This is a genomic window from Dyadobacter sp. CY347 (assembly GCF_021502655.1).
Lineage (GTDB): Bacteria > Bacteroidota > Bacteroidia > Cytophagales > Spirosomataceae > Dyadobacter.
The window spans coordinates 1,265,923-1,292,568 of sequence record NZ_JAKFFT010000002.1 but is presented as its reverse complement, the minus strand read 5'-3'; the positions used below and the strand labels follow the sequence as shown (position 1 = coordinate 1,292,568).

Below are 26,646 nucleotides of genomic sequence, written 5' to 3'. Positions count from 1 at the left end.
AATATCAATAATTATCAGAATCTGAATATGCCAGATAGAAAGAATGGCGTAAAAACCATAAGTTTAAATAACTACAAAACGAATCTACATTGAGCAATCAACAAACGATAGCCGGAAGTACAAATGCGTTTCCCTGGCTGATCATGATTTTGATGTCGTCTGTAACATTTGTCGGGATTCTTTCTGAGTTAATGCCATCCGGTGTGATGCCGCAGATAATTTCCGATTTAAATATCAGCGAGCTACAGGGAGGTAATCTGGTAGGCTACTACGCAATTGCGTCTGCTATCTTTGCCATCCCACTTGTTTCGGTAACCCTGAAATTTAACCGCAAAGTCCTGATATTGATTTTGCTCGCCGGATTTGCTGCTTCCAATATCATGGCCGGCATTTTAGCCAATTATACTATCATCATTGTCTTAAGAATCATAGGCGGTATTTGTGCCGGCGTGATGTGGCCCATGATAGCGGCGTACGGAATGCGCCTGGTCAACCATGAGCATCATGGAAAAGCGATTGCCGTGATTATGGCTGGAAATACCTTGGGTATCAGTGCAGGAATGCCGTCTATCACATTTATTGGCAACCGATACGGGTGGCGGGCAGCATTTATCGCACTTGGGATAATGATTATCGCCATTGCTGTGACATGTGTTGTTGCATTACCATCTACACCCGGCGAGAAACTTACCAGAAGTTCATCGCCTTTTTCCCTGTTTAAAATTCCGTCGGTATTGACCGTCCTGCTGCTCACCCTTCTTGGCGTATTGGCCCACTATGGTGTATATGTGTATATTACCAGGCTTGTTGATGAAATTGAATTGCTAGGTGGAATAGAAAGTGCCTTACTCTTTTTTGGATCAGGGTCTTTGATTTCAGTATTGTTGGCCATAAAATACACCGACAAACATCTGAGGCTGCTTACCACAACGATGTTTGTACTCGTAATCATTTCTATGCTTGTCCTATTACTATTTGGTAGAAAGACAATAGTAGCTCATGTTGCTTTCTTTTTATGGGGACTTTCTTTTGGACCATTAGTGACCTTACTGCAAACAGCGGTAAGCAGACAGGTAGAAAGTGGAAAAGACGTTGCCACTTCGGTTCAATCTTCTGCATTTAACTTATCTATTATGATCGCAACTTCCGCAGCAGGTATATTGCTCGGAAGTTATTCTCCCATTAGCTTGCCATATTTTGCAACCGTCTTAGCAATTCCTGGTATGATCATTTCCATTTTTGCTAAAAAGGCACTAGGTTAATTTCCGAATGGACTAGGTTTGGTATTTAAACCAGTCGCAGCCGTCACAAAAATATACTCATGGCCTCTTATGACACCTTTCTCTAAGGTGCCTAACTGTTCGGTTATACTAGCCTTAAGTAAATGGTTAATACTCAAAATTATCAATTTCTTGCAGCAGGCTTACATGGATGAAGCGCGTAGTAGTATTTGAATAAATCATCTCTTTATCTCCCATCTAAGCGACACCTCTGGCTGGCTGAAAAAATTGAGTTCAAGTAGTTTTTAATATTGACTAGGGGTAACTATAAATGTCTTTAAGGAAATACGATTGTAAAGATATACATCATCAGATTGACCAAAAGCACGATAGCATATAAACTGTTCGTTTGTCCCTTATTAAGCGAAAGCATTACCGTAAAAATTGAAAGAACTAGCAGGACCATGGATTTCATGGTCAGACCGAGGATAAGTGGCAAATCCATTATCGTACAAACAATGACCACAGTAGGAATACTTAGCCCTATACTTGCTAATGCGGAACCTAATGCAAGATTGATGCTCGTCTGATATTGGCCACGTCTTGCCGCACGGATAGCAGCTATGCCTTCTGGTAGTAAAATAACAGCTGCAATAGCCACACCCACTAGTGCCGTGGGTAAGCCGGCTGCTACAATTCCGCTTTCAATTACCGGAGAAAGGTTTTTGGCCAGGAAAATAACTACGCCTAGGCATATGAGTAAAAAAGCTAAGCTTATCAGGGCTTCGCTTCTAGAAACATCTTTTTCTTGGCCTGAGACTTCTGTAAGGAAATACTTACGGTGCCTGACGGTTTGCGTAAATATAAACGACCCGTAAATGACCAGGCAGCAAACGCCAATGGCGATTAGCTGTGGCGTGCTGTAAGAAGGTCCGGCGATACTGGTGGTAAAATTAGGCAATACCAGGGTAAGTACTAAAATAGACACTAGGCTGACCAATGCAATTGTAACGCTTTTCGTTTCAAAGCTCTGTTCCCTAAATTTCAATGCACCAAAAAACATACTAATACCCAGAATGCCATTTAATATAAGCATAACGGCAGCAAATAGAGTGTCCCGTGCATAAGTATCAGCACCGGCTCCTCCTGTCAACATGAGTGAAACAATAATCGAAGCTTCCAAAAGCGTTACCGCTACTGCAAGTATGATTGTTCCATAAGGTTCGCCCACTTTGTGTGCGACTACCTCAGCATGGTGCACGGCTGAAAATACACCTGCAATCAAAGCAACTACGGCTAACGAGTTGACCAGAAAGCCTGAACCAATAGGCAGCGCCAGGTAAAAAATCCAGGCAATAATAGGTGCAATGTAACTCCACTGAAATATTTTTTTCATACGAAAAGGTTAAAAAATAAATTGTGCTTAATAGTGTTTTAACTTGGAAACGAAAGTCACTTACCTGATATGGTATACGAGTAAAGGTAGATGCGTTTCTACAACCAACCTTTTAGTCATACTTGGATTCGTCAAATACTGCTTCAAAAAGTGTCGTTCACGGTTCGAAACAATCAATAAGTCAGCGCCCTGCTGATAACAAAATTTATTTATTCCTTCAATAAAACTTACATCCTCAACAATGACCACGTCCATGTCTGCCATATCCAGCTCCTGAATGGTTCTGAGCATATGCGCTTGATTTGCATGGCTCTCAGGCTCGTGGAACGAATTGATTTTAACCAGGCTTAGTTTGGCACCAAGCTGCTTAGTCAGCACTTTTATCTGATGTAAGATATCTGTTTCCTGTGGATCAAATTGCGTCGCATAAATAATATTCTTAAACCCACTCAGCGTTGCCTGGGGCGGAACAACCAACACAGGACAAGGCGCCTCCAACGCAACGCCGGTTGACGAACTGCCGATCAGTTTATCTATGAATGTCCCCTGCCCTGTCCGGCCGACAACTATCAGATCGGCATTAATATTAGTTGCCTGCCGCAATATCGCAGTTTGAATTGCATTAGACTCCCAAATACCCTTTACCTGATAACCTTCTGACTGAGCGCCAGCTACATACTCGTCGAGTTGTTGCTTGTATGAGTTCTCCAATTCGTTGAACATCACTAGCATACTTTCCGTCATCGGCATTGCAATGCCGGTGTTTTCAGACTGGGAGGTATGCATAATGGCTAGTTCCGCGCCAGTTTCATTTGCAATTGTTTTGGCAGCTTTCAGGACCTTTTGTGAATTTTCAGAGAAATCAATAGGGATCAGTATTTTTTTCATAAGAGTAATGTAATGTTTATTTGCACGAGCCAATTTAGCAGAAGCTTGTGCCTTTTATATTTTTTTAAAAACTATGGTAAAAGCCGATCTCCACCTTGCTGGTAATGTTCATGGGTTTTTACAGGCACACTTTTAGATTTGTTCATGCGCATCTGAAATACATCCACCAGCAGTGAAAATGCCATAGAGAAATAAATGTAGCCCTTCGGAATTTCGAGCCCAAAGCCCTCACTGATCAATGAAAAGCCAATCAGCAATAAAAATGACAAAGCCAGCATTTTGAATGCAGGGTGCCGATTTACAAAATTACTGATCGTTTCAGCTGCCACCAGCATTAGTATTACCGTTGCAATGACTGCCACATACATTACCCAAACTTCCTTTACCATACCAATAGCGGTGATGATTGAATCGATGGAAAAAACCATATCCATGATCAATATTTGCGTGAGGACCTGACCGAAAGAGGAAGCTTTGATCTGTTTGCTCTGGTCTCCCTCCTCCCCTTCCATTTTATGATAAATCTCAGTCGAGCTCTTGTAGAGCAGAAATAACCCTCCTGCAAGTAGAACAAGCTCTTTTCCTGAGAACCCTTCACCAAAAACCACAAACAGATCTTTATCCAGCTTCATAATGAGAGAAATCAAGAGCAAAAGCCCGATCCGCATCACACCCGCGAGTATCAGGCCATATTGCCGGGCTTTCTTCTGCTGATTTGCAGGAAGTTTTGCCGCGATGATTGATATAAAAATGACGTTGTCGATCCCAAGAACCGCCTCCAAAGCGACCAGCGACAAGAGTGAAACGATGACTTCGAATTCCATGAGTATTTGTTGATTAGAATTTCAATACGAGGACTAGTATGCTGTTAACTCCCTGTTATATACGGATTTGATTTTGCCATGCCAAGACATTTTCTCAATATTATTTTCTTTATAAAACTTTTTTAAGTAAATTTACAACTGTAAAAATAAAAAACAAGAAAATGACTTATCTCAGTGCTCAGCCGCAGTTCACTACTTCATGGGATGAAATCTGCTACCCTGTAAATCCAGTGTGGCTGGCCGACCTATTACCAGACTATGAAATCATGGCGACTGATAAGCAACAACTTATCGTTGGTCAGCCTTTTCGCGGGACTAAAACGATTTTCGGCATTCAAAGCGCTGACTATGCCATCATACCCAACATATTAATTAGAGAAGTGGTCGATAAGCTCTTTTCAGACTATAAACTGGAAATAAAATATACTTCTACGGGTGAATTTAGCATTAATATAATTTTTCCTGAGCAGCTCTCCATTGGCGGAGAGCAGTTGCAGCGGAGCATGATTTTGACGAATAGTTATAATGGAAAAACCCCATTTAGCGTACAAGGCAAAACATTGACGGCCATGCTTGATGGTTCCGGGCTTCCGGGCACGAGCATGTACCGGGCAGTTTGCCAAAATGGGCTTATGGGATGGGCGGATTCCTTTTCAGAACTCTCAAAATATCGATCCTGGTTGAAGGAACGCGGGCAGGGAAAAGAAAAAAAGCAGAAGCCCAACAGGAGCGCCATCGCGAAAAAAGATGCAGCGAGTCGAAAAATCCACCACAGCAGGCAAACGCCTGAACTGTTTCAGGAGCAGCTGTACGGATTGCTGGCTGGTCAGAATTACAAAAATCCTACCCTGACGACCACTGTATATGAACATTTTCAACAAAAATCCTTTGGTAGAGCGGATGAAAAACTGCTAAAAACACTGCCGATTCCCGTTCAACTGGCCAAGCAGGCTTATGAGCGGCTCAAACAAGAGCAGCGGCTTCTTGACCAGGATTCATCTTGCTGGCTGATGTACAATGCTGTTAATCACGCCCTTTTCAATGCGCGAAGCAGTCTTACATTAAATGACCGCTACAAGCTTGATGAAAAGGTTTTCCATCAGCTCGCAGCCAGTTCCTTAATATAACACGGGCCGTCACGCCCCCGTTGCTGTAGGCCGTTGCAAGGTAAGAACCTGGCAACGGCTACGGCGTAAACCTATATATCCATATGAAAAATCAAAAAAACACAGTCATACTTAGCGAAGACGATTTTCGCATGTTAAAACAGTTTGCAGAAAATTTCCCGACCAACCCGAACGAAATGACGCTATCCTACGAATTAAACCGGGCCATCGTCGTCGAAAATGATCAGTTGCCGGAAGACAGCGTCCGCCTGAATTCACAAGTGCGTGTTAAGGAACTGGCTTCTAACAGAGAAATGGAATTTTGCATCGTCATGCCGGCCCAGGCAGATATCAAACAGAAGAAAATCTCTGTGCTTACACCTATGGGCGCAGCCTTGATCGGACTTTGTAAAGGCGAGACCATTGAGTGGAAAATGCCTGCAGGCATGAAGAAATTTGAAGTAATAGAAGTTACTCAGATTGTCATGTAAAATAGCGAATGTCTATCTAAAGGTTTTTTTGTAAATTAAATAGACAAACTGAAATGATCATGGAAAACGAAAAAATCAGATCGGATAAGGAAATGTTAACGGCAATGTTCTACGCATTTACGATCATGCTTATATATATCACCATTTGCATATTGATGGCAAACATCAAATAAAAAACCCTAATAATGGAATTTTTTAACCAAATCTTGGATGTCTTTTTCCACCTGGACGCACATTTGGGGCATATCATTGAGCAGTATGGCGCATGGACTTATGCAGTCCTCTTTCTGATCATTTTTATTGAAACCGGAGTTGTGTTTATGCCATTTCTCCCTGGCGATTCATTACTGTTTGCGGCAGGAATGATGGCTGCAAAATATCCCGATTCGCTCAACATCTGGCTTATTGTTGCATTGCTTGTACTAGCGGCCATACTTGGCGATAGTTCCAACTACTTGATCGGACGCCGTTTTGGGACTAAAATCCAGCATACCCGCTTTTTCGGAAAGAGAATGATCAAGCCTGAACATCTTGCTCATACCCATGGTTTTTATGAGAAATACGGAGCGTCCACAATTGTAATAGCGCGGTTTGTGCCGATAGTCAGGACTTTGGCACCATTTGTAGGTGGTGTTGCGGCAATGAATTACAAGGTCTTTTTTAAATTCAATATCATCGGGGCAATTCTTTGGGTTGTGAGCCTTGCTTTTGCCGGCTACTTTCTAGGCAGCATTCCACTAGTCAGGGACAATTTTGAGAAAGTAGTGCTAGGAATCGTTGCGTTATCCGTATTGCCGATTTTTTGGCAGTTGGTTAAAGCTAAATTCCGGTCCAGCCGGCCGGAGGTTATAGTTTAGGCTTAGCTTCTAGGAATACCCCTGGCAATCCTATTATTATTTCCAAGTCGGCGAATGTTAGTCGCATGCTGCCCGGCCGACTGCCAGGTCACAGGCAGAAACAACCGACGTAAACAGCAACAAACATTTTCAAAAAGGCTTTACAAACAAGCAGACGAAATTATGCATTTATCTTATTCAAAAATTGGCGCTGCTTCGGTAGCGATGGTACTCGCTGAAATGGAAGATATCTTCCAAAAGAGAGAGGCTCATGAAATAGATGGTATGCCTGCTACCAGGCAGCAAGCTGATTTTGATGCATATGCCAATTTTCTGGCTGAAAATGCAATTGTGCTTGATGGTACAGGTACTGTACACGATCAGCAGACATGTGTCAATACACCAGTCAAAATCAACCAGTCGGCAAAAAACCGGTTTTTGTCTATCCTAAGCCGTGTAACAAAGGCACATGAAGGCGTTTCACGTCAGGAGCGCCTTTTTGTTCATTGGTATTGGTCACAAATACAAAACAACCTTCTACACCGGCCATAATTTCACCTTCCTCTAAGTATACCCCATTAAACGTGGACAACCACCAAAACCTGGTGGTTGTCTAGGTTATATTGAAAGCACTAATTAACTTAAAAGAAATGCACGGTAAAACTCCCATCATACTTGGAAAGAGCGATTTCCGTATCCTAAAACGATATATGGCGGATTTGTCTGAAAATGAATCGCTGAGCTCTCGGTTATTGTCATGGGAGCTTCGGTCAGCCATAGTGGTGGAAGATGATCTCTTACCCGAAAACTGTGTGCGGTTAAACTCTACTATTAAAATTAGGGAGTGGCCAAGTAATAGCGTACGGGAATTCAGCATTGTTCATCCGGAATGCGTGGACCCGAAGAAAAAAATGATTTCGTTTTTAGATCCTTGGGGCGCTGCATTTATAGGACTCTCTAAAACAGAAAAAGTTGAGAGGGAAATCAACGGTAATTCCAAGTGCTTCGAGATTATGGATGTCAGGCCTTTGAAGACGCAAGTCAATTAAAATTGATGACTTGACAAATTACAATTTGATGCCTTAGCGGTGAACATATATGAGTCAAAGTATTTAATATCGATTTTGCGGGCGGGAGATCCTTTTTGCAAGTATTTTCATAATCTACTGTAACCTTATTTAGGCATATCTATTGATATTCCGCACAGGCTGTTCGTTAGAAAGCCTTCTCTGGTTTATTTGATATTCTAAGTTACTGGTACTTTCAGTCAATTTACTAATCATCAACCTAAAATCAGAAATGATAATCCTTTTATCGTGAAAGTAAGAATTTGTTCAGAAGAAGAAAAGGGAACTTAGTATCCCATATCACTACTCTTTCGGAACTGTTCTTTCAATTATATTTTGCCCGGTATCGAAATCCGTACCATAAAAAAGGGCATAATCGAGCTTCACTTTGATACCAGATGTACCCTCCTTGATTTTAAGAAAAATCCTATCTAAAAACATCTTCCTATTGTTGACCGTCACATGGACCTTGGGCATTCCAGATTTGACCAAATTGAGGTAGAAGGTCACTTTCTTGGAAGCTGCCAGTTGCATCTCGTAAACATTAGCAGACAAACGCTTGGATTTTATTCCAAACGCAAACTTTCTTTGAATAAGGGTGAGCGGTGTGCGTTTGCCTTTTTCGGTGTAGGCGATCTTATAGACATTGACAGGCTTGTCTGCTTGGATGTTGCCATCTTGAATAAATGCATCATAGACAAAAGTGTTATGGTTTTTGCTATGCTGAATATAGAACAACCGGTTTTTGTTAAATGGCGGTACAGGATAGCCTTCCTGTGCGTAACCTGGTAAAACATAGGTTGTCAGAAACAAGATTAGAAGATATTCCACAACTTTATTCGTTGGATGGGATTTCATATTCAAGAATTTAAATTCAATCCTTATGAATGCGCTTTTGACATTTACAAGATACTGACGATTGGTAGAAAATGTGGTAGGAAGGTGAAAGTAACTATACTAGACTATCAAGCCTCAAGCTTTTCATTTCCCATTGCATCAAACCACGTTGTGGATCACAAGGCATTGAACGGCAGGGCAATGTTATTTTTTAATCCTTCGCCAAAAGTCGTTTTCAGATCGTTAAATAAAACAGTTAGGACTGTATCTGCTGTCCACTGCGAAACGTCTTCCCAGTTACCGACCACCCTCCGGTTGAAGAACTGCCTATGATGTTATTCTATAAACCTTCCATATCTTGAGCGGCAAAGCACAGTCAGCTCACCGTTAATCTCATTGCCTGCCATAATACCGAAGTTTGAATCACATCCGATTCCCAAATACCCTGCACTTGATATCGTCGAGGGCAATTCTTTTAGATTGTGAGCCTACCTTTTGCTAGCCACTTTCTGGGCAGCATTCCATTTGAAAAGTACAGTTTAACGTCATGTAAAACACCAATCTGTACTATATGGAACCTTGTGGCGTATATTTTGATACTTTTTGAATATTATCAAAGTTCATAAAAACCACAGTATTTGTGTACCACCCGGAAATTCAGTAACGACTAAGAGGTCTGAAGACACTCATCCTTGTCACGGGCACTTAATGGCGTTCGTCGATAAGCTTGACAAAGCTATGGGGCAAAACAAGGTGCTGCTAGCGTCGAAAAATGAAGCAGGATACATTATCGCCCCGATACATACAGCACCATATGCAATAGATCAGATAACAGCTGTCATAAAGTTGATGGATGATTCGACAAAGAAATCGCCTGGGCGTGTGATCCACTCTCGATTCAATCCCACTAAAATAGTACATGCTGATTCCACTGCATCAGTAATGTCAAGCATACTCTCAGGATTTAACCGGTTGCATCTATGGCTCCGCGATAGGTCATCGAAATTGATCGTATAGAAAGCCGGCTCAACTGGAGAATTAGATCTGTTTTTAAGCCAGGCGTTGTATACTAGCAGGGTCAATTGCTGTATTTAAAATCACTCAGCACATTGAAAAACCTTTCTCAATGTGCTGAGTGATCACATGTCGAAAAATAAAAAATGTCTTCCCGAATCCCGGAGATCCGCTCACCAGCACTCCACGAAAAGGATTAATGTTATTGATCCAGCTCTGCAGCGTTTTGCCCTTGTAACGGTATTCCGCTGGAAGATTGATCGAGTATTCGTTTTCCAGAAGTTGTTCAAATTGAGGGAAACTTTCGTTGTCTTTGTTAAAGATTTCGTTGCTTAAACGAGCGGTTATCAATCTGGAAAACTGGCTCCCACCGGGCAATATCAGTAGGAAACCAATTAAGGTAAATACCATATACAGAGCTGATCTAAATTGCTCTTCGACTGATGTTTTCAGAATAAAAAAGCTTATAAAATAGATAACAAACCCGGTCAAAACACTGAGTAAAGAAGGTTTCACCGGATATTTTCGCCCTTTTTACCTTTCACCCCGACCAGTGAAATGACTAAGAAAACGAGAGCCATAATCTTAGTTCTACTGAACGAAGAGAACAAACCTGCGGCAACAATTTTATCCAAAAGCCGGTCTGAAAGTAAATATGGCAGGTGCCAATTTTGAAATGCCTGGTAACAGAAATAGCAAAAGTGCAATGCTAGAACCAGGATGCTGATCAAGCGGGTCATATCAGTTATTTTCCGAAGGCTGATATCGTTTTCACCAGTGTTGGATGCCATAATAAAACAAGTTTAAAGTGATTGAGAGAACCCTTTTTCTTTTTACGTTTGTTTCCACGAAGCCCTGCTGGTGTGAAACCATCTTGTTTGACAGGATCAAATAGTGAATCCTCACCATTGGCAAGTCTGGCGTCATTGCTCTGCTGAGGAGTTTCTAACCAATAGCTTTTTGACGTGGCTGACTGTCCATGACCTGTCGTTAGATGCTCTTGTTTCTGCGTATTTGATAACCTATTATACATGGCGGTATCGATAGCCACACAGCGCTCCTGAATGGCTTTTGCACTATAATTTTTACCGAGAGAACTTCCATTAAAAACCGCTTTCGAGCGGTGATCGACGTAAGTAATTCCATAGACCAGTCCGGTATCATTCTTTCGGAGAACGGTGTCGATTCCATCGCGTTCGAGAATATTAGTGAGCCGATCAAGTGTTACATTCGTCTTTCCGTACAATGTGAAATCAATCGCGTTTTTGATTCTTAACTTGTCTTTTTGCCGCAGTTGATCGTTAATTTCAAACCGGTTTTGCAGGTAATTCAATGTCGGTTTTTGATGAAAGTCGCTAGCCTTTATGGGCACACCAACCCGTTCACCCTTTGCATTCAGCAGCCGGTAGTGTAGCCCCCCATTCTTGAAAGTTCTGGACTCTTCATTTCCGCGATCTGCTGTAACATTGTAGCGGTTCAATACGGCGTTTAACTCGGGAATTGAAGTGAATTTGTACTTGTCGATAACCCCTTCAAGAATATTCGATATTGCTCGTTTGGTCTCAACCTTACCATAGTTTGCACTAACCATCGCGGGCTTTAAATGTTCGGATTGCTGTTGTTTTTTACTAGATGCCTTAACCAGATGAAACTCTTGTTCAATTTCCTTCCTCGCACTTTCCGATTGGTTTCGTCCGATATTCTGCGTTTCAATCCGGCTTCCATCATGCGCTACTTTTACGCTCACAATGTGGATGTGTGGATGCCCGGCATCGTGATGTTGATACACCAGGAATGGCTGATCACCAAAGCCAATCTTCTCCATGTAAGTCTGTGAAATTTCTTTCAAAAGTGCCTTAGAATGTTGCTCGGAAGGGTCAAAGTTTAGGGAGATATGGACGCTATTTCGAACCACATTTGTGTTCAAAGAAGCCAATTTTAAGAGCAGATTCAGACGCTCTTGCTCGGACAGACTTGTGGCATCGTCCGGATAATTTCCTGCCATAATGCACTCTGCAACTCTCTCTTTTAACTTGTTCTCATTGTAGTAGAAAGTGCTGCGGATCGATGTTCCAGTCTTTATGATTGCAACCATATTTTCGAGGCTTTGCTGATGTAGATATTGATCTCATTCACCATCTCGATCAGGCGATTCTTATCACCCTCATAAGCTTCCAACCAGCATCGGAAATCGGCAATTTGCGAGAGTGCATGCAGTCTTTTAACAGCTTGATTCAGGTTGCCGCCGGCCTTGCTTAGCTCGCTGCGAAGGCGTGTAAGTTCCACCATCACTTCGTCAAATGACTGGTTCCTGTGGTTGACGATAACCGGCTCGGAAAGCAATACTTTCCTTGCGTACTCGCTCGTCTTTCGGCATGTTGTTCTTTGCACTTTCCGGAGAAGCTGCTGAAACTCCTCAGGTGTCAAGCGGATATTCAGCCACTTAGTTCGATTGCTTTTGTCTTTCTTCATCACATTATCATTTTCACGTTTCGACATTCATTTTTATTCAATCCCCGCCAACGACTCCGGAGTGTTTGGGCGGCCAGATCCTTAGTTTGTGACACAAACTGACATCTGGCCGATTGCGGATAAGAGGCAATCATTCCAGCTTTTCAGTACTTCAATGTTGTTAACTTCTTTCAAGAGAGATTCAAAAGGATAAGAGGCTTAGGTGATGCTGACCAGCCAATCATTTAAATCTTTGAAGCCATCATAAATACCGCTTGCATCATTGTACTTTTCACTGATCGCCTTTGCCGCTGAACTGCACTTCAATCCCGCCGTATCCCGATCGAGATATAGGTTAATCTGACTGTGGCGTTCGAGAAATGATCGTGACCTTTCGAAAAGAGAAATAGAATTAAGTACTATATGATTCTCCGGCACTTCTACTGTTTGAGTCATGATGGTTTTGTACGATAAAAAATCAAACATCCCTTCGAACACTGAAACGGTCGATGCACCAATATCAATGGTGGTTATGTCTTTCGAAGTGCTCGCAAGCTTTGTAAATGAGTTGCGCAACTCGTAACCACCTGAATCATTCTGCAAGCCCAACGCAAAATTCCTCCGGTCACCAATTCGGTAATTGACTTGCCTGCAATATCTTTTGGCGATATCGTCAAATACACATCTGGAGGAGATGTACCTGACTAGTGATTCACTACTTAAAGTCCCCGTCGATAAAATTTCCAATAGACTTTTAGTAACATGCAGCATCCTTGGAACAGGTCTCGGTCGTGGCTTGTGAAAGGATAGATGGTCTGAAAATAAATTGACAATTTCCCGGACGGTACACTGAAAAGAGTATTGCAAAATCGATATGGTTCCCGCCGCTCCCCAGGCCATGATCGTACCATCGATTAAGGTTTCTATTGACCTTGAATGAAGCAGTCCGCTCATTCTAAATGGTGACAAATACAAATGGTCGACATTTCTAATTTTGTCTGGCTCGAACCCGAGCTCCAATAGATAATCCACAATGTCTAATTCCTTGATTTGTACCAAGGTCAAAAGCCCATCATTTCCCCTCGTTCTTTCTCTCATTTGGCTTAATGTTTTGTTTCGTGACAGCGAAAGTAAGGAGCTTGAAAGTCAGACACCTATCCTAGGTAAATTCTCCTTAGGATCGTTTCGCGGGCAATTGGTAGCTTTGTACGGTTCCAATTATAACTTAAAAAAGACATTATGAACGTTAAAGATTTGACCAGTGTGTATGATACCATCATGAGTATCCCCGGAATGAATGATCAGATCAAAATTGATTTGAAAATCAGCAGACGGAATGTTTTGCTGCTGACCCAGGCAATAAGAAGGGCGTTTAGAATTCCTGGTGATGGAAGCAGTCCCGATTTGATCGACATAGCTTCAAGTGAGTCGAAGGATGAGTTACTTGCGTTGTCAGCTGATTGTCTGCAAAAGTCTGGTCTGGTGGACTTGAACGACCGGCTCGCAAAGTTGTGAAAAATTCTTCGCGTCTTACGGCTACTTAATCAGACAATCACATCTCGAAAAATGAGAAGCTCAAAGATCCGTTTGGGCACATTTGGGAGATTGGGTGTCCGATTGGCAGAAAAGACTCGGCGATCCATAAATTTCAATATGTCTGGCAAACCTGAAAGATGAAAACATTACTAAAGAGTGAAAAGTTGATTCTCAGGCATCAGCCCGGAAAGGGTGCCTGGACGTATCATCTGGTAATACCTGGAACGAAAGACATTCAGGGCAGCTGGGGCGAAATGAAAGTATCCGGTACGATTGATGGCTATGAATTCAAAGATTTGAACCTCGCACCTGTCACAAACGCTGATAAAATGATTTCTGTTAATGGCACCATCAGAAAAGCCATTAACAAAAATGGCGGAGATGAAGTGATTGTAACGATGTACATGAACTCTGACAATAAGCTCAGCTCAAAAGATCAGCTGCTTGATTGTTTTAATGATGCTGGAATGTTGAAAGATTTCAAAGCGCTGCCAAATGATGAGCAGAAAGAGATAATCACTACGATTCTGTCGCAACCGAATGAAAGCAGGCAGGAACAAAAGATCATGGACGTTGTCAAACGATTATCATAATGGAATCTACAACCTTTACCGCTCCGAAGATTTCAACTTCTCCTCATCCACATGACTTGAAAACTGCTTCAATAGAATCTTCAATTTCGGGTCAATGAACGTTTTGCAAAACGGTATCTCAGGGTTTTTATAATAGTAATCTAGATACTGCTGATCGTTCAATTTGAAGGTTTTAAACGGAATCACTTTTGTAATGATTGGTTTCCCAAATTCCTTTTGCAACATTTCAATAGCTTGTTTTGCTGCGATTACCTGATCGTCATTAAAAGTATAAACCGCTGATCTGTACTTAGATCGCATCGCATGGTCGGAAGTGCAGCTGTGCGTATAAAGATGAATTTCAATAAGGTTTCCCAGAGAAATCAAATCAGGGTCAAATTCAACAATCACTGCTTCCGAGAATTCAGAAAAATTATCGTCCGGCTTGATGCAGCCCTGCTTTACATTGATCACGCCCTTTAAGGATTGAAATATTGCTTCGGTACACCAATGGCAGCTTCCTCCTAAACCAATTTTGTCTGTCTTTAACATATACACTTCACAATGCCTGATTATTTACCCGACTATTGAACACAACAAACCGACTTTTGATTACAAGTGGTTGAACGGCAGCAAGCGTCCTTTGTATTATCATTTAATGGATAGAAAGAATGAAATATACATTAATAACAGGAGCTTCGGGTGGAATCGGTGAGGCTCTGGCAATAAAGCTGGCTGAAAAAAAGCATAATCTGATTCTTGTGGCACGCAACGCAGAGAAACTCTCCAAGCTTAGTAAACATTTACAGGAAACATATGGAGTGCAGGCAACTTACATTGCGGCGGACCTGACTAAACAGGATGCTCCATTTCAAATTTTTCAAGAAACCCAAAAACAAAATTGGGAAGTCGATATGCTTGTCAACAATGCGGGGATCGGCTCAGGCGGTGAGTTTGCAGCGCTGAATTTGCAATCTGAACTGGATTTGATACAACTTAATAATGCATCCCTGGTGGCGATGACGCATCTTTTCATGCAACCTATGTGTGAGCGAAAAAGCGGCACGATCATCAATGTCGCCTCAATGGCAGCCTTCGCTCCGGTACCTTACATGGCGACCTATGCGGCAAGCAAAGTTTTTGTCCGCTCCTTTACCGAGGCTATAACCGAGGAATGTAAACCATACAATATTCAGGTTATGCTGTTTGCGCCGGGACTGACAAAAACCAATTTCAATGAAGCTGCGGGCATCAATAATGAAAAAGGAGTCGGATTAAGCTCAGATTATCAAACGGCTGTCACGCAAACGCCGGAGGAAGTGGCAGACGATTTATTGAAAGCCTTTGAGACAAAAAAACATTTCCAAATATCCGGAAGCAGGAACCGCATGGGCGCACGGTTGACTACCTTATTGCCGAATGCGATGATCGCCCGATTTATGGCCAATTCCTATCGGAAAAAATCAGGTTTGATTTAACTAACTTGGTAGGATGGAAACGACAACAACGGTTCACATTCAGTCGATCAGCCAGCTGCACCAACTCTTGCAGCTGCCGAAGCCCAGGCATCCCCTGGTGAGCCTGATGAGGTTTGAGGATTTCCCTGAGATCAAAATTGAACAGCGGACAAGGCTTATTACGGAGTTCTATCAAGTGACTTTGAAGACAGAATGTCCGTGCAAAATACAATACGGCCAAAGTATGTTCGATTTTGATGAGGGCGTAATGTCTTGCTTTGCACCCAGGCAAGTAAGCTTTATCGAGAAGGATTTCGCTTTTGCAAAAGCTGGCTGGCAGCTGTCCATCCATCCGGATTTCCTTCGTAACTCGGCTCTGGGTGGCAAGATTAAGTCTTACGGATATTTCGATTATGCAGTCAATGAAGCTCTCATCCTTTCAGATGACGAACAAAAGACGGTGGAAAACATCTTCCTCCAACTGCAAAAGGAATTATCGCTGCCGATTGACAATTTCAGTCAGGAAGTATGGATTGCCAACATTGAGCTCATGCTGACTTACTGCGACCGATACTACAACAGACAGTTTATCACCCGTAAGACGGTCAGCAACGAGCTTTTGAATAAAGTTGAGAGAATCTTGAACAATTACTTTGATTCCGATCAGCTCAACAATGGTTTACCCACGGCACAATTTCTGGCCGAGGAATTACATTTGTCTTCCAAGTATCTGAGCGATTGCCTGAAACAGCTCACCGGAAGCACTACCCAACATTTGATCCACGAAAAGCTGATCGAACGTGCTAAAGAGCGATTATCGACAACGCATCTATCTGTTAGTGAAATTGCCTATGAATTAGGTTTCGATTATCCGCAATCGTTTAGCAAGCTTTTCAAAACGAAGACACGGCAAACACCGCTGCAATTCCGGGCGGGCTATAATTAGGAAGTTTACCGGTATTTCGTCTGATCATGCTCACGGAGGATTATGTGATTAAAAAACGAGAAAAAAGAAAGCCTTTCTAGCAGTGGCCCTTTATCACCCAAAAGGAAATGGAATAAGTGCCCATCGGGCTGGCGGTTTAACTTTTCACCTCCTCTGCGATGGAAGAAGCCGCCATTATGCCGTAAGCTTTTGGCGGCTTCTCTAAGTCTTAGAAAATAGGGCCACTTATTTAGCTGCCCTTTTGCCGAGTTTGTTTGTCAGACTTCAACTAGCGGAATTAATGCAATCAAAGTTTTTCTAAAAAGATATAATTTCTTAAATTTGATAGGTCCGTTGCCAATCAAAACATGAAGGTGAGCAATTCGAGAGCAGGCAAAAAATAGCTTAATACAATATTCATTCAGAGCAGGTTATAAATAAGTTCGAATCTCTTCCTCTCTGCAAGTAACAAGAACAAAAAGCATCAAAAGCCTGTAAATCATACATTTACAGGCTTTTTTGTTTTTCAGATTTTGTCAAAATATGCAAATATTCGCAATATCTAGGTGAGCATCGGGTGAGCACTTCGAAATAGCAAAAAAAGTGCTCACAAGACCACTTACGACCACACAAAGACATTCATACTCTGGAAATACAAAACGTCTGATGTCGACATATTGAAACCTAAAAAAAATCGTTTTTATCTGCATCAAAAACGGGTGGCTCGTAAAAGATCCTTTCATAGCTTTCAAAATGACCATTAAAGAAGTTGATAGAGATGCTTCGACTCCGATAGAAATTCAAACTATTTCTAACAAAGATTTTGAAAACGAGAGGCTAGATCAGGTTCGAGATATATTTCTGTTTTGCTGCTATACCGGTTTGGCATACGCGGATGTGTTTAAACCATGGCTTTAATTATTCCGATCTGAGACTTTTTACTGGGTCGAGCAATGCTGCTTTTATTGCCTGATAACTTACTGTCAATAATGTCACAGCCAATGCGCCAATACCGGTTGCAGCGAATATCCACCACGAAATCTCAGTGTGATACTGATAATTTTCTAACCAGCTGCTCATGTAATAGTGTGCAATCGGAATAGAGATAATGCAGGAAACGATGACCAACACAACGAAATCCCTGGAAAGCATTTGCCATAAGCTGGCGACTGATGCCCCCAGTACTTTGCGGATCCCGATTTCTTTTGTTCGCTGTTCGGCCACAAAAGAAGCTAATCCAAAAAGCCCAAGACAGGATATGAACGCCGCCAGAACCGTGAAGAAGCCCGCCAGTTTTCCAATGCGCTCCTCTGCGGCAAATTTGTTTGCGTACTCTTGATCCGCAAATTTGTAATCGAATGGAGCAGATGGAATAATCTTCTCGAAAACTGCTTCAATTTTTGGCAATGCAACATTGGTCGCAATAGCCGGATTAAGTCTTATGTTGATCCAGGCGTGGTTGTCTTCCAGAAAAAACACCGTAGGGATTGCTGAACTATAAGGGGAAAGGGCAACCATATCCTTAACAACACCAAGGATTGTATACGTTTTCGGTTTGCGGTGCCCTGGACTCCATGTCAGGTTTTCTCCAACAGGATTTTTCAAGCCAAGAAGTTTTGCAAACGACTCGTTGATAACAAAGCCAGTCGAATCGCCCGCCCCCGTCGCACCGAAGTCTCTGCCGTTTGTGAAATGCCATCCAATTGTTTTTCCATATTGGGTGCTGACAGGCAGGGTGCCACAGCCTTCCGGACAGTCAAATTCTTTTCCATTACTAGAAAAGCCAGCATTCCACATTGTGATACCAGTCGTAGAGCTCCTTGATTCTGCTACTTCTAACACAACACCGGTATTTTTAAGCTCGCTTCTGAGTAGTTCATGCTTTCCTGCAAAATCAGATGTTTTCTTTTCAACCATCAACAAACCAGTTTTTTCGTACCCAACGGGTCTGCTTTTGGCAAATTGAATTTGACGGTATACTAGGAGCGTACCAATAATAAGCGAGACTGAAACCGTAAATTGAACAACAATAAGGAGCTTTCGTGGCATAGATGCAAAACGACCGGTTTGCATGGCTCCCTTCAGCACTTTAACCGGCTGGAAAGAAGAGAGATAAAAAGCCGGATAACTGCCAGCTAAAAGTGAGGTTATGATTACGAATACTGCACTTGCTATCCAAAAAGAATAGCTGTCCCAGGGAACAATTAATTCCTTGGATGCGATGTTGTTAAACCAGGTCAATGAGAGGCTGACCAACAAAAAGGAAAGGATCAGGGCTAGTAAAACAACTAAGAAAGATTCACTCAAAAACTGTCCGACCAACTGAGCGCGCAGCGATCCGACCGCCTTTCTGATACCTACTTCTTTTGCCCGCTTAACAGAGCGCGCCGTTGATAAATTCATGAAGTTTATGCATGCCAGCAACAACACAAAAGCTCCAATAATGCCAATCAGCCAGACCATCCGTACAGGCTCCCTGTTATCTAAATAAAAATCGCCATAAAGGTGCCAACTGCTCATTGGAAGCAATGCTATTTGGGGTTTCTTGGCTATCTGCTCCCGACTGTCCGGCAAATTTTTGATGTTATTGATCTCAATATCCTTGATAATTTGAGAAACCTGAGCAAAGTCTGCCCCGGGTGTAATCTCTGTGTAGATTGACAGGAACCAGTTATTCCATTGTTGTTCTTTGACCCACGGATTTGCAGCCGTATATAAATCAAATGGCGCCAAAAACTTGATGTCTTGAAATTCTGTATTGTGTGGCAAGTCTTCATAAACGCCTGTCACTTTTGCCTCGATATTTGTATTGATCTTAATGGGTTTATCAATAGGATCTGCGTTGCCAAAAAGGGCCGACGCGGCGGATGCCGAAAGCAGTATCGAATGCGGGTCTTTTAATCCTGCTCAGGTTCCTTTGAGCATTGTTAGCGAAAGCATTTCAGGCGCACCGGCTTCAATAAATTGCCCTTTCCTCGTCAGTTTTGTTTCTCCTGTGGCCAAAATGCACTCTTCTGGCTGCTGAGCTAATAAGATGTGCTTGAAATAGCTTGCGTAATTGGCTTTAAGTTCGGTTGCAAGTGGGTATGGGAGCGAGTTGTTCGAATAACGTTTCCCTTCTTTTGAAATTCCTTGCTCCCGCACCTGAGCAATGCGCTCATGGTTTTTGAAAGAGTCATTAAATGTAAGCTCATCATTAATCCATAGTCCGATCAACATAGCCACGGCCATACCGACAGCTAATCCACCGATATTTATAGTGGAATATCCCTTGTTCTTTGCAAGATTCCGGAAAGCGATTTTGAAATAATTGCGTATCATATCAGGGCTAGATAAACGGAATGAAATACTTGATGTCCTTTTTAAAAATCTTGGCTTAATAAATCCTAAAACCTCCCGCCAGTAGTACCAGCGCGCCTTTTTCTCACCAAGACGCGCTACTTTCCAAGCATAGTCCTCATGCAAATCCCCCAGAATTGTCTCTGCCAAATCAGAGGCGCAAAACCAAAGTAGAAGCCTATCGGCCCATTTTGGAGGTTTTGACGAGCATTCATCTTTGCTTTTCATAAGTTGATTTCCAACTTGAATGGATTTACAATCCTGCTCCAGAAGCTCACCCTTACTTCTTGTATCTCATGCAAAGTGCGCTGCCCGTAAGCTGTAACCTTAAACAATCTCTTGCGTCTCCCGCCCCGTTCCGCAGTAGGTTCACCCATTTCGGATTTCACCATTCCTTTTTCCTCTAAACGCTGCAAAGCCGAATGCACCTGGTTCAGCCTTACGTCCCGGCCAGTCTGTTCAATGATCTCATGCATCAGCATCACGCCATAAGCGTGGCCTTCCATCGTCGCGACGGCCAGCAAGACGATTTCTTCAAACTCACCTAAATAGGTCCGCTTCATATGTTTCTATAACTTCTACTTTTGCTGATTAAATTTTTGAGCCAGAAAAAAAATGATCAACAATAGGTTGATTGTTAACTATTTAGATTTACTCTAGATGAAGCATGATGTCCGATACCGGACATCCGAACGTTCGCTACCGAAACAGTTATTGCACCTGTCCTTAACATTCTCTGGAACTTCGCTCTGCTAGCCAATCCCCTCTTGTAATTTTGTTAGTGCAAAAATAATTACAGTTAAACGTACATCGTCTTGCATTAATTGAACTAAAACACTCCTCCTTATGCTCGAAAAGTCACATTGTAGTCAGCCGGCGATTTACATAATAACGACCGTGGCTGTTGCACAACTATTACGGGTAAGATGGATTGCTGATTGCTTTATCTTAACTTGCGAAAAAGCTATCAATGTATTTGAGACTAATTTGGGGTGCTGCGGTCATCCTTTTACTTCTCCTTGCTTTCGAACCGTATATTCTATCTCTGATTTTTAGAATCCCTCAATCGGAAAGCTCATTTCTCAATTACATGTCCGATGTGCCTATTACCATTCTTGCAGTCGGTTTTGCAGGATGTATTGGAGCAGGTATAATTTCCTTAATACCAATAAAAGCAGCATCTTACAGAAAGAGATTTGTTTTCGTGTTTCCAATAGTAATTATACTTTCCACTGTTTACCTCATTTTTGGATGGGCGAAAGCGGGTTATATTGAAGCTCAAAATGTCTATGGTCTAGCGATATGATATCCATAGGCAAATAGATGTTAACTCTTTTCATGGCGGGCAGCATATGCCCAGCCTTTTCAAATCTAAATTCCTGAAACCGTATATACAATGGTCGTGGTGTAAGTTTTAGCAGGAAGCATCACGGACATGCCTTCGATTTTATATTGTACCGGAACATTGTCGCGGGCATAATTGAGCCCGAGACTTCCACTGAAAAATGCCTGGGTGGTTGTGGTAACTTCCTTGTAAGTCGTCCCGCCGTTCAGAATGGCACCTCCGGTTCCGTTTCCTGTTCGGACTACGTAGACTTTAAGCCTAGGGTTCCAGTTTGTGGTTGTGGACAATTGCACATTTACCGTCCAAAAAAGCAGTGCATTGATCATTAATGTAGTCTGGGCGACCACGCTGGTTTCTCCATAAACCACGTAATCTTTGCCTGCTGTCGTTACGGACGAAGATAGTGTTGGAACAGTCCAGGTTGCGCCCAAGGGCAAATTGGCGATGGTTAATGTTTGACCAACGCAATTTGTTCCGAAGACAAGCATCAATGCTAAAAATCCGATTTTTTTCATCAGTTATCAACCATTGTATATCTTACAGTAACCTGGGAAGTTCCGCTTCGGATTTTATCGTAGCCGTCGATTTCCAAAGCATAGGTCAGTTTAAACCCCTCTCCTAAACCTGTGCCCGTATAGGCACCCCGAATGTTGCTGATAAATGTGGTGGCCAAATTGGTCAGGTAAATGCTGCTCGTTACCGTGCTGCTGCCTGCTGTAAATCCTTGTCCTGTCCCCGCATAGGCCGCCACGGTCAGGCGCAGCTTAATGCCTGCCGGAAGTGTTCCGATAATGTCTCCTTTAATGCTGCGCGTTACGCCAGGTTGGACCGCGGATGTAAATATTAGCCAGGTGTTAGCGCTCGGTGTCGCAGATCCCACAATTGTCCCGGCTTCAACTGGCGCTGTCATAGATAAAATCACATTGCCCGAAGCCGCCGGAACCACATCAACCAGCGATACGGGAGGCAGCGTAATGCTCACATTTGTGCTCGTCTGCCCGATAACGGCAAGGCATCTCAGCAACAGGAATATGAACAATGTGCTTTTCATTTTTTTACAGAAACATCAAAATTCCGGTCGGAAAAGTGGATCTTTTTTTGGTTAGGATGTACTTTAAAAATCGCATTGAATGTCTTATCACATTCGATTTCAAATTCCCTGACATTATCGTCAATGACAAACCGATCCTGATTTGCAGGAATAAATGCGGATAATGTCCATTTACCCGGTCGCATTTCTTTAAACGAGAATTCATCACGATCATTTAATTCGGTCAGGAAACTGTCGGTTCCGTTGGTAAGCTTTACCAGAACGGTTGGCTTCTGGCTTAACACTGACGATAAATTCTGGCTGGGTTTCAAGAATTCGATTTTGCCTTTGACATTGCCTGTTCTGGTCATCCGTATTTCCACATTTCTGATGCTATCAGCAGGCACACCAACGAGCAGGGGCATTTTGATCACAGGGACAACTCCATCGTTTTTGGCATCATTCTGGGTTATGCTCAAATAATAAGCATCCGGCGCAACGCCCTCGAAAGCAAACATTCCGGAGCTGTCTGTGAGGAATTTATGATTTCCAAGCTGAATCAGATTGCCTTGTTTGGGAAAGCCCTCTCCTGTTAATTTGCCGCGTACAATGCCAATATTTTTCTTGCGGGACAATGGCACATTCAGTTTGAGCGCATATTTTACAGTAAAAAACAATGTATTCTGATCCGCGTTCTGCGCATTCGGAACGTGGGACTTGCCGCCGGAAACTGTGAATTTATGCCTGCTTAGGTCCAGCAGCAATGAGACGTCCAGAAAACTGCGTTTGATATAAAGCTCGTCTGGCGCGTAATTGTTTCTGTATAAAAAAGTAGCATACAGGTTGCGCTTGATATTAACACCTGCATTTCCACCATAATAGAACAGATTTTCAATGGCATCATTTGCAGAAAATTTACTCGTATGCTGATGCTCGAAATAGCCGCCAAGCCAAAGCCCGCGCACCACCCTGAATGTTGGCTGGATCAGGTTAGAATAGGATTCCTTCTTTCCTGAATTATCAAAGACAAGCTTATTTTGAGAACGTCCAAACCGGCCCTGATAAAAGAAGGTGAATTTCTCAGCGATATGGTTGTAAGTAAGGTTGCCGAATTTTTCGGCATAATGAAAGTCGGAAGGTCTTTGCCGGTCTTCTCTTTCCTGGGAAGAATAATAGACAAAAAATCCGTTGCGCTTGTTGATCTGGTATGACAGGAACGCCGTGTAGTTCCGGTCCTTTGGTGAGACGCTGTAAAATGTCTCATCCAGGCTTGGGTTTACTCTGGAAAAATTGCTGCTGACGCCAAGGGTTACTTTGGGGGAAATATTAAAACCAATGTTGTTGCTGATGAGCATGCTGTTGTTATAAAACCCATAAAAGTTTTTGCCCGCATATATCAGGTTTGAAGCCACATTAAGCCATTTTTTTGTCAAAAGCAGCCTAAGAAAAACACCGTAATCGGTCTTGAATCTTGCCTGACCAGCTGCCAGCTCCGCTTCCAAAATCAAACCTTTGGTACGCGCTGTGCCGGAAACGCCCATGAGATTAGACCAGAACTGATCATTCCTGCGCAGCACATGCTTGGAAGTGTAGCTTACACCCACATTGGACGACTCTCCTATTTTATAGATGAATTTCCCGCCAAATGACTCTTTTTGATTAAAATAAAACCTCGCTTTTTGGACAAAAAGGACGTAACCCGTTTTTGCAAATTGCTGTTCCAATTTCAGTCCGCGTCCGAAACGGCCGAATTCCATGAGATTGTTGAGCTGTAAAACATAATCACCGACCGAAACGAATGTTCTCTTATTATATTGATATTCAAGCGAATACTGATCATAATTTCCCAATGCCGGAAAGTTGAACTGATTTGGGCCACGTGCGGTAAAATCGATGTAATGCTTATTTTTTTGATCCAAATAACCTCTGCCCGTTACATTATATTGGTAAGCCATCATTGTCCGGCTGCCAATCTTGTAAGACATAAAACCACCTCCCACTTCCATTGGAAAGCGAAAATAGCGGTCTATTTTTTTAATCGTTGATGAAAAAACAGGCGTTGTTACAACCTGGTAAACGGCAGGCTCCCCGCCCGTCATCTGCACAGTGAGATCGGTTGCACTTTGCCATGCATTGTGTCCTGTGGAAGGAATGATCTGCAAAACCGTAACATTGATCTTTTCCTGCGGCCCGAGCGTAAGGCTGTCTTTAATGTCAAGGATTTTCCCCTGGCTGGATTTTATGCCTACCGTCTCTTTACTGTTTCCCGCATTTTGTATCAGATAGTCAATCCGTAGAGTGTCCCCTTCTTTTACAAATTCAGGCTGAGAAACCACTAACATCTCCATTTTACGAACCTGCTCCACCATCACATTCACTTTCTTGCTCGCTTGCTCCTGGCCGGATTTTACGCTCAATGTCACTTCGTAACCACCTGCAGTGCAATCTGAAGGCGCGCCGATCACAAAAAAGTAACGCAGTTCGGTCACTCCTGCAATCTTTGCCGGCTTCCTTGTTGAAAGTAGTTTCCACCCTTTTGGAAGGTCGATTGTTTCCTTCAGTGAATCCTGAATTTCGGTTGTAGCACTGACATTAAAGAACAAGGTGACGTGTCCCCCAGGCGGTGCTTTTTCGGGGGAATTGGACAAACTGACAAGGATTTTCTGTTGGCAAAACCCCTTCAGACTTGCCGCGAACATCATTATAAAAATTAGTCGGATCAATGGGATCGGGAAAGCTTAGTCGACCTGTAATGTAATGTTGGAACCGAAGAGATCTTTGCCCGTGTCTGCTACGATCACACAGTCATATTTTCCCTTTTCGAGATCACTCACAGGCACTTCAAATGTGTTGCACTGGCCCGGATACAGCATGCGTGTGTTAGGTTTTGTTGTTTTTAGCAGCTTACCTGTCGCATCGTATACTTCCAGCACCAGATTGGTCCGTGAGGCAAATGTGCCATTGTTTTTAAGCAGGACTTTCAGGTTCGACTGCCCTTCGGCCAATTTTTCAAAAGTCACATTTTCATAAGAAAGCTGCGGCCCCTCAAATGTACCCACGTCCACAATCACCTGAACCGCGTAACGCACGGTGGAATTTACAATAACCCCTTTCCTGGCTTCTTCACGCACAGGCTCGGCGACTTCCACCATCACCACTTCCCAATACGTGCCGGGATCTGACTTTGCATGGTCCAGTTCAATGGTATAACGGACTTCGTAAACTTCGTTTGGCGCTACGGTCCGTTCATCAACATTGGTCTTCAATCCCTCACCTAACGAACGCTGGTGTCCGCCTCTTTCGGGATATTGCGTGCCTTGCGCACAATCAGAGACAAGGTCCTGACGGTATACCAATATACGCGCATTTTTTGCCCCTTCATTTTTCACACGTATAATGCCTTGCGTTCCGGCATCCGTGCCTTGCAATGTATGTGTGTGTGTTAATCCGTTTAAAATTACCACTGCGGCACTAAGCTGGCCCGAGAGGAACAACATTATGAATAGTTTTGCGGCTAATCTCATGCTTTGCTACTGGTGTGATCACTTCCTTTCCAGGCCGGCACATGGGCGTTCGGCCCGGATTGAAGCGTCATGAAGTGTTCAATTAGTTAGGCTTATTCGTCTGCCAATGTATACTTTACGGTCACGGTAACTGTGCCGGAGCGCAAGTCAGCATAATTGGTGTTGTTGGATGCAAATGCATAGGTCAGCAAGTGGCCATTGTTTGGACCAGAGACGGTGTAGGCACTGCCGATTCCTGTGATCAATGGTTGTGGCGCAACAGTAAGGTTGAATGCTGTTGTAGGGTCGCCTTTGTCACCCGATCCTGTTGTTGATGCTGCTGCAACCACATTGATATCCACACCGGGAACCAACGCGCTGGTTTCAACCAAGACCTTTTTCGAAATCTCCGCCGTCTGAATTGATGAATAGTTAAGCCATAGTGTGCTGTTGGCAGCGGGCGCCGTCACCTTGTCCCCTGCTTCAAGCGGAGTAGCCTGTGTAAATGCCGCGGAAAAGTTGCGAACCGACGAAGTTTCCAAGTCAAGCAGGGCAACGGTCGGAACAACTACTGAGATCTGGTGTGTGTCATCTGCATCGTCCTGAGCGAATGCGGAAAGAGAAGTTCCGAGCCCCAGACCCAATACAATCATAAGTGTTGAATAGGAAAATTTTGATTTCATAGAAAGAAATGTGAACAGTGAAGAACTATAAAATTAATTTGACAAATACTTCTACAAATATAATACAGTTTATATTTTTTCCCAATCCGTTTACTTTCAGATTAAAGCTATTTTTTGAATACTGTG

General features: G+C 42.8%; 26 protein-coding genes and 1 pseudogene. 10 read left to right on the top strand and 17 right to left on the bottom strand.

Going from position 1 to position 26,646, the window contains the following annotated elements; genetic code table 11:
• The first annotated feature begins 89 nt into the window (after positions 1-89).
• Positions 90-1,262, top strand: coding sequence for an MFS transporter (locus L0659_RS06165; RefSeq protein ID WP_235124846.1), 1,173 nt, complete (start codon positions 90-92; stop codon positions 1,260-1,262).
• Positions 1,263-1,557: 295 nt separating this feature from the next.
• Here the strand turns inward: L0659_RS06165 and L0659_RS06160 are convergent, their stop codons facing one another.
• The 3 genes from L0659_RS06160 to L0659_RS06150 all read right to left on the bottom strand — a co-directional run bounded on the left by L0659_RS06160 (position 1,558) and on the right by L0659_RS06150 (position 4,328).
• A complete protein-coding gene (locus L0659_RS06160) occupies positions 1,558-2,616 on the bottom strand; it encodes a calcium:proton antiporter (RefSeq protein WP_235124844.1) in 1,059 nt (352 codons plus the stop codon).
• 60 nt (positions 2,617-2,676) lie between these two features.
• Positions 2,677-3,504, bottom strand: coding sequence for a universal stress protein (locus L0659_RS06155; protein WP_235124843.1), 828 nt, complete (start codon positions 3,502-3,504; stop codon positions 2,677-2,679).
• Positions 3,505-3,575: 71 nt separating this feature from the next.
• Positions 3,576-4,328 (bottom strand): TerC family protein, encoded by a 753-nt coding sequence (locus L0659_RS06150; protein WP_235124842.1) that lies wholly within the window; start codon positions 4,326-4,328, stop codon positions 3,576-3,578.
• A gap of 161 nt (positions 4,329-4,489) precedes the next feature.
• On the opposite strand from L0659_RS06150, the gene L0659_RS06145 reads away from it, so the two are divergent.
• From L0659_RS06145 to L0659_RS06125, 5 genes are all read left to right on the top strand, one after another.
• Positions 4,490-5,455, top strand: coding sequence for a hypothetical protein (locus L0659_RS06145; protein ID WP_235124841.1), 966 nt, complete (start codon positions 4,490-4,492; stop codon positions 5,453-5,455).
• Positions 5,456-5,538: 83 nt separating this feature from the next.
• The gene (rnk, locus tag L0659_RS06140; RefSeq protein ID WP_082212677.1) at positions 5,539-5,925 is read left to right on the top strand and encodes a nucleoside diphosphate kinase regulator; all 387 of its coding nucleotides are present in this window, start codon (positions 5,539-5,541) and stop codon (positions 5,923-5,925) included.
• 185 nt (positions 5,926-6,110) lie between these two features.
• Positions 6,111-6,782 carry a DedA family protein gene (locus tag L0659_RS06135; RefSeq protein WP_235124840.1) on the top strand — a complete coding sequence of 224 codons (672 nt, stop codon included), beginning with the start codon at positions 6,111-6,113 and terminating at the stop codon, positions 6,780-6,782.
• Between the two features lie 162 nt (positions 6,783-6,944).
• Positions 6,945-7,313: a hypothetical protein gene (locus tag L0659_RS06130; RefSeq protein ID WP_235124839.1), complete on the top strand. Its 369-nt coding sequence runs from the start codon at positions 6,945-6,947 to the stop codon at positions 7,311-7,313.
• Positions 7,314-7,411: 98 nt separating this feature from the next.
• Entirely contained in the window at positions 7,412-7,810 is a 399-nt protein-coding gene (locus L0659_RS06125) for a GreA/GreB family elongation factor (protein ID WP_235124838.1), read from the top strand.
• A gap of 321 nt (positions 7,811-8,131) precedes the next feature.
• Here the strand turns inward: L0659_RS06125 and L0659_RS06120 are convergent, their stop codons facing one another.
• The 5 genes and pseudogenes from L0659_RS06120 to L0659_RS06100 all read right to left on the bottom strand — a co-directional run bounded on the left by L0659_RS06120 (position 8,132) and on the right by L0659_RS06100 (position 13,228).
• On the bottom strand, positions 8,132-8,686 hold the full coding sequence (locus L0659_RS06120) for a DUF4833 domain-containing protein (RefSeq protein ID WP_235124837.1): 555 nt from the start codon (positions 8,684-8,686) through the stop codon (positions 8,132-8,134).
• A gap of 1,080 nt (positions 8,687-9,766) precedes the next feature.
• A pseudogene (locus tag L0659_RS06115) lies at positions 9,767-10,419 on the bottom strand (YWFCY domain-containing protein).
• 5 nt (positions 10,420-10,424) lie between these two features.
• Positions 10,425-11,774, bottom strand: coding sequence for a relaxase/mobilization nuclease domain-containing protein (locus L0659_RS06110; protein ID WP_235124836.1), 1,350 nt, complete (start codon positions 11,772-11,774; stop codon positions 10,425-10,427).
• Positions 11,759-12,178, bottom strand: a complete 420-nt coding sequence (locus L0659_RS06105; RefSeq protein ID WP_205748311.1) for a plasmid mobilization protein — start codon at positions 12,176-12,178, stop codon at positions 11,759-11,761. Before L0659_RS06105 ends, L0659_RS06110 begins: the two co-directional genes overlap by 16 nt.
• A gap of 171 nt (positions 12,179-12,349) precedes the next feature.
• Positions 12,350-13,228 (bottom strand): toprim domain-containing protein, encoded by an 879-nt coding sequence (locus L0659_RS06100; RefSeq protein WP_235124835.1) that lies wholly within the window; start codon positions 13,226-13,228, stop codon positions 12,350-12,352.
• 141 nt (positions 13,229-13,369) lie between these two features.
• Between L0659_RS06100 and L0659_RS06095 the strand changes: the two genes are divergently transcribed.
• Together L0659_RS06095 and L0659_RS06090 are read left to right on the top strand one after the other, a co-directional pair.
• Positions 13,370-13,645 carry a hypothetical protein gene (locus L0659_RS06095; RefSeq protein WP_235124834.1) on the top strand — a complete coding sequence of 92 codons (276 nt, stop codon included), beginning with the start codon at positions 13,370-13,372 and terminating at the stop codon, positions 13,643-13,645.
• 158 nt (positions 13,646-13,803) lie between these two features.
• On the top strand, positions 13,804-14,259 hold the full coding sequence (locus L0659_RS06090; RefSeq protein WP_235124833.1) for a DUF1905 domain-containing protein: 456 nt from the start codon (positions 13,804-13,806) through the stop codon (positions 14,257-14,259).
• Positions 14,260-14,274: 15 nt separating this feature from the next.
• On the opposite strand, the gene L0659_RS06085 is transcribed toward L0659_RS06090, so the two are convergent.
• Complete coding sequence (locus tag L0659_RS06085; protein ID WP_235124832.1) at positions 14,275-14,790, bottom strand: peptide-methionine (S)-S-oxide reductase; 516 nt, start codon at positions 14,788-14,790, stop codon at positions 14,275-14,277.
• A 119-nt stretch (positions 14,791-14,909) separates the two neighbouring features.
• Between L0659_RS06085 and L0659_RS06080 the strand changes: the two genes are divergently transcribed.
• Both L0659_RS06080 and L0659_RS06075 read left to right on the top strand, forming a co-directional pair.
• Positions 14,910-15,716 (top strand): SDR family oxidoreductase, encoded by an 807-nt coding sequence (locus tag L0659_RS06080; protein WP_235124831.1) that lies wholly within the window; start codon positions 14,910-14,912, stop codon positions 15,714-15,716.
• A gap of 13 nt (positions 15,717-15,729) precedes the next feature.
• A complete protein-coding gene (locus L0659_RS06075) occupies positions 15,730-16,641 on the top strand; it encodes an AraC family transcriptional regulator (protein ID WP_235124829.1) in 912 nt (303 codons plus the stop codon).
• An 897-nt stretch (positions 16,642-17,538) separates the two neighbouring features.
• Here L0659_RS06075 and L0659_RS06070 read toward each other — a convergent pair.
• The 8 genes from L0659_RS06070 to L0659_RS06040 form a co-directional block, all read right to left on the bottom strand.
• The gene (locus tag L0659_RS06070; RefSeq protein ID WP_409018824.1) at positions 17,539-19,503 is read right to left on the bottom strand and encodes an FtsX-like permease family protein; all 1,965 of its coding nucleotides are present in this window, start codon (positions 19,501-19,503) and stop codon (positions 17,539-17,541) included.
• Positions 19,504-19,527: 24 nt separating this feature from the next.
• Positions 19,528-20,187 carry a permease prefix domain 2-containing transporter gene (locus L0659_RS26405; RefSeq protein ID WP_310590680.1) on the bottom strand — a complete coding sequence of 220 codons (660 nt, stop codon included), beginning with the start codon at positions 20,185-20,187 and terminating at the stop codon, positions 19,528-19,530.
• Complete coding sequence (locus L0659_RS06065; protein WP_235124828.1) at positions 20,184-20,522, bottom strand: PadR family transcriptional regulator; 339 nt, start codon at positions 20,520-20,522, stop codon at positions 20,184-20,186. The genes L0659_RS26405 and L0659_RS06065 overlap by 4 nt, the downstream gene beginning before the upstream one ends.
• 808 nt (positions 20,523-21,330) lie before the next feature.
• Complete coding sequence (locus tag L0659_RS06060) at positions 21,331-21,819, bottom strand: hypothetical protein (RefSeq protein ID WP_235124827.1); 489 nt, start codon at positions 21,817-21,819, stop codon at positions 21,331-21,333.
• The gene (locus tag L0659_RS06055) at positions 21,819-22,355 is read right to left on the bottom strand and encodes a hypothetical protein (RefSeq protein ID WP_235124826.1); all 537 of its coding nucleotides are present in this window, start codon (positions 22,353-22,355) and stop codon (positions 21,819-21,821) included. The genes L0659_RS06060 and L0659_RS06055 overlap by 1 nt, the downstream gene beginning before the upstream one ends.
• Positions 22,352-24,982, bottom strand: coding sequence for a hypothetical protein (locus L0659_RS06050; protein WP_235124825.1), 2,631 nt, complete (start codon positions 24,980-24,982; stop codon positions 22,352-22,354). Before L0659_RS06050 ends, L0659_RS06055 begins: the two co-directional genes overlap by 4 nt.
• Before the next feature lie 90 nt (positions 24,983-25,072).
• Positions 25,073-25,831: a hypothetical protein gene (locus tag L0659_RS06045; protein WP_235124824.1), complete on the bottom strand. Its 759-nt coding sequence runs from the start codon at positions 25,829-25,831 to the stop codon at positions 25,073-25,075.
• 119 nt (positions 25,832-25,950) lie between these two features.
• Positions 25,951-26,520, bottom strand: a complete 570-nt coding sequence (locus tag L0659_RS06040) for a hypothetical protein (RefSeq protein WP_235124823.1) — start codon at positions 26,518-26,520, stop codon at positions 25,951-25,953.
• Positions 26,521-26,646 lie beyond the last annotated feature (126 nt).

Coding starts and splice junctions, on each gene's coding strand:
- L0659_RS06040 (WP_235124823.1), bottom strand. CDS start 26,520: ATGAAATCAAAATTTTCCTATTCAACACTTATGATTGTATTGGGTCTG.
- L0659_RS06145 (WP_235124841.1), top strand. CDS start 4,490: ATGACTTATCTCAGTGCTCAGCCGCAGTTCACTACTTCATGGGATGAA.
- rnk (WP_082212677.1), top strand. CDS start 5,539: ATGAAAAATCAAAAAAACACAGTCATACTTAGCGAAGACGATTTTCGC.
- L0659_RS06045 (WP_235124824.1), bottom strand. CDS start 25,831: ATGTTGTTCCTCTCGGGCCAGCTTAGTGCCGCAGTGGTAATTTTAAAC.
- L0659_RS06155 (WP_235124843.1), bottom strand. CDS start 3,504: ATGAAAAAAATACTGATCCCTATTGATTTCTCTGAAAATTCACAAAAG.
- L0659_RS06085 (WP_235124832.1), bottom strand. CDS start 14,790: ATGTTAAAGACAGACAAAATTGGTTTAGGAGGAAGCTGCCATTGGTGT.
- L0659_RS06110 (WP_235124836.1), bottom strand. CDS start 11,774: ATGGTTGCAATCATAAAGACTGGAACATCGATCCGCAGCACTTTCTAC.
- L0659_RS06075 (WP_235124829.1), top strand. CDS start 15,730: ATGGAAACGACAACAACGGTTCACATTCAGTCGATCAGCCAGCTGCAC.
- L0659_RS06105 (WP_205748311.1), bottom strand. CDS start 12,178: ATGTCGAAACGTGAAAATGATAATGTGATGAAGAAAGACAAAAGCAAT.
- L0659_RS06125 (WP_235124838.1), top strand. CDS start 7,412: ATGCACGGTAAAACTCCCATCATACTTGGAAAGAGCGATTTCCGTATC.
- L0659_RS06060 (WP_235124827.1), bottom strand. CDS start 21,819: ATGAAAAAAATCGGATTTTTAGCATTGATGCTTGTCTTCGGAACAAAT.
- L0659_RS06065 (WP_235124828.1), bottom strand. CDS start 20,522: ATGAAGCGGACCTATTTAGGTGAGTTTGAAGAAATCGTCTTGCTGGCC.
- L0659_RS06150 (WP_235124842.1), bottom strand. CDS start 4,328: ATGGAATTCGAAGTCATCGTTTCACTCTTGTCGCTGGTCGCTTTGGAG.
- L0659_RS06160 (WP_235124844.1), bottom strand. CDS start 2,616: ATGAAAAAAATATTTCAGTGGAGTTACATTGCACCTATTATTGCCTGG.
- L0659_RS06095 (WP_235124834.1), top strand. CDS start 13,370: ATGAACGTTAAAGATTTGACCAGTGTGTATGATACCATCATGAGTATC.
- L0659_RS06130 (WP_235124839.1), top strand. CDS start 6,945: ATGCATTTATCTTATTCAAAAATTGGCGCTGCTTCGGTAGCGATGGTA.
- L0659_RS06120 (WP_235124837.1), bottom strand. CDS start 8,686: ATGAAATCCCATCCAACGAATAAAGTTGTGGAATATCTTCTAATCTTG.
- L0659_RS06090 (WP_235124833.1), top strand. CDS start 13,804: ATGAAAACATTACTAAAGAGTGAAAAGTTGATTCTCAGGCATCAGCCC.
- L0659_RS06135 (WP_235124840.1), top strand. CDS start 6,111: ATGGAATTTTTTAACCAAATCTTGGATGTCTTTTTCCACCTGGACGCA.
- L0659_RS06080 (WP_235124831.1), top strand. CDS start 14,910: ATGAAATATACATTAATAACAGGAGCTTCGGGTGGAATCGGTGAGGCT.
- L0659_RS06100 (WP_235124835.1), bottom strand. CDS start 13,228: ATGAGAGAAAGAACGAGGGGAAATGATGGGCTTTTGACCTTGGTACAA.
- L0659_RS06055 (WP_235124826.1), bottom strand. CDS start 22,355: ATGAAAAGCACATTGTTCATATTCCTGTTGCTGAGATGCCTTGCCGTT.
- L0659_RS26405 (WP_310590680.1), bottom strand. CDS start 20,187: ATGAAAAGCAAAGATGAATGCTCGTCAAAACCTCCAAAATGGGCCGAT.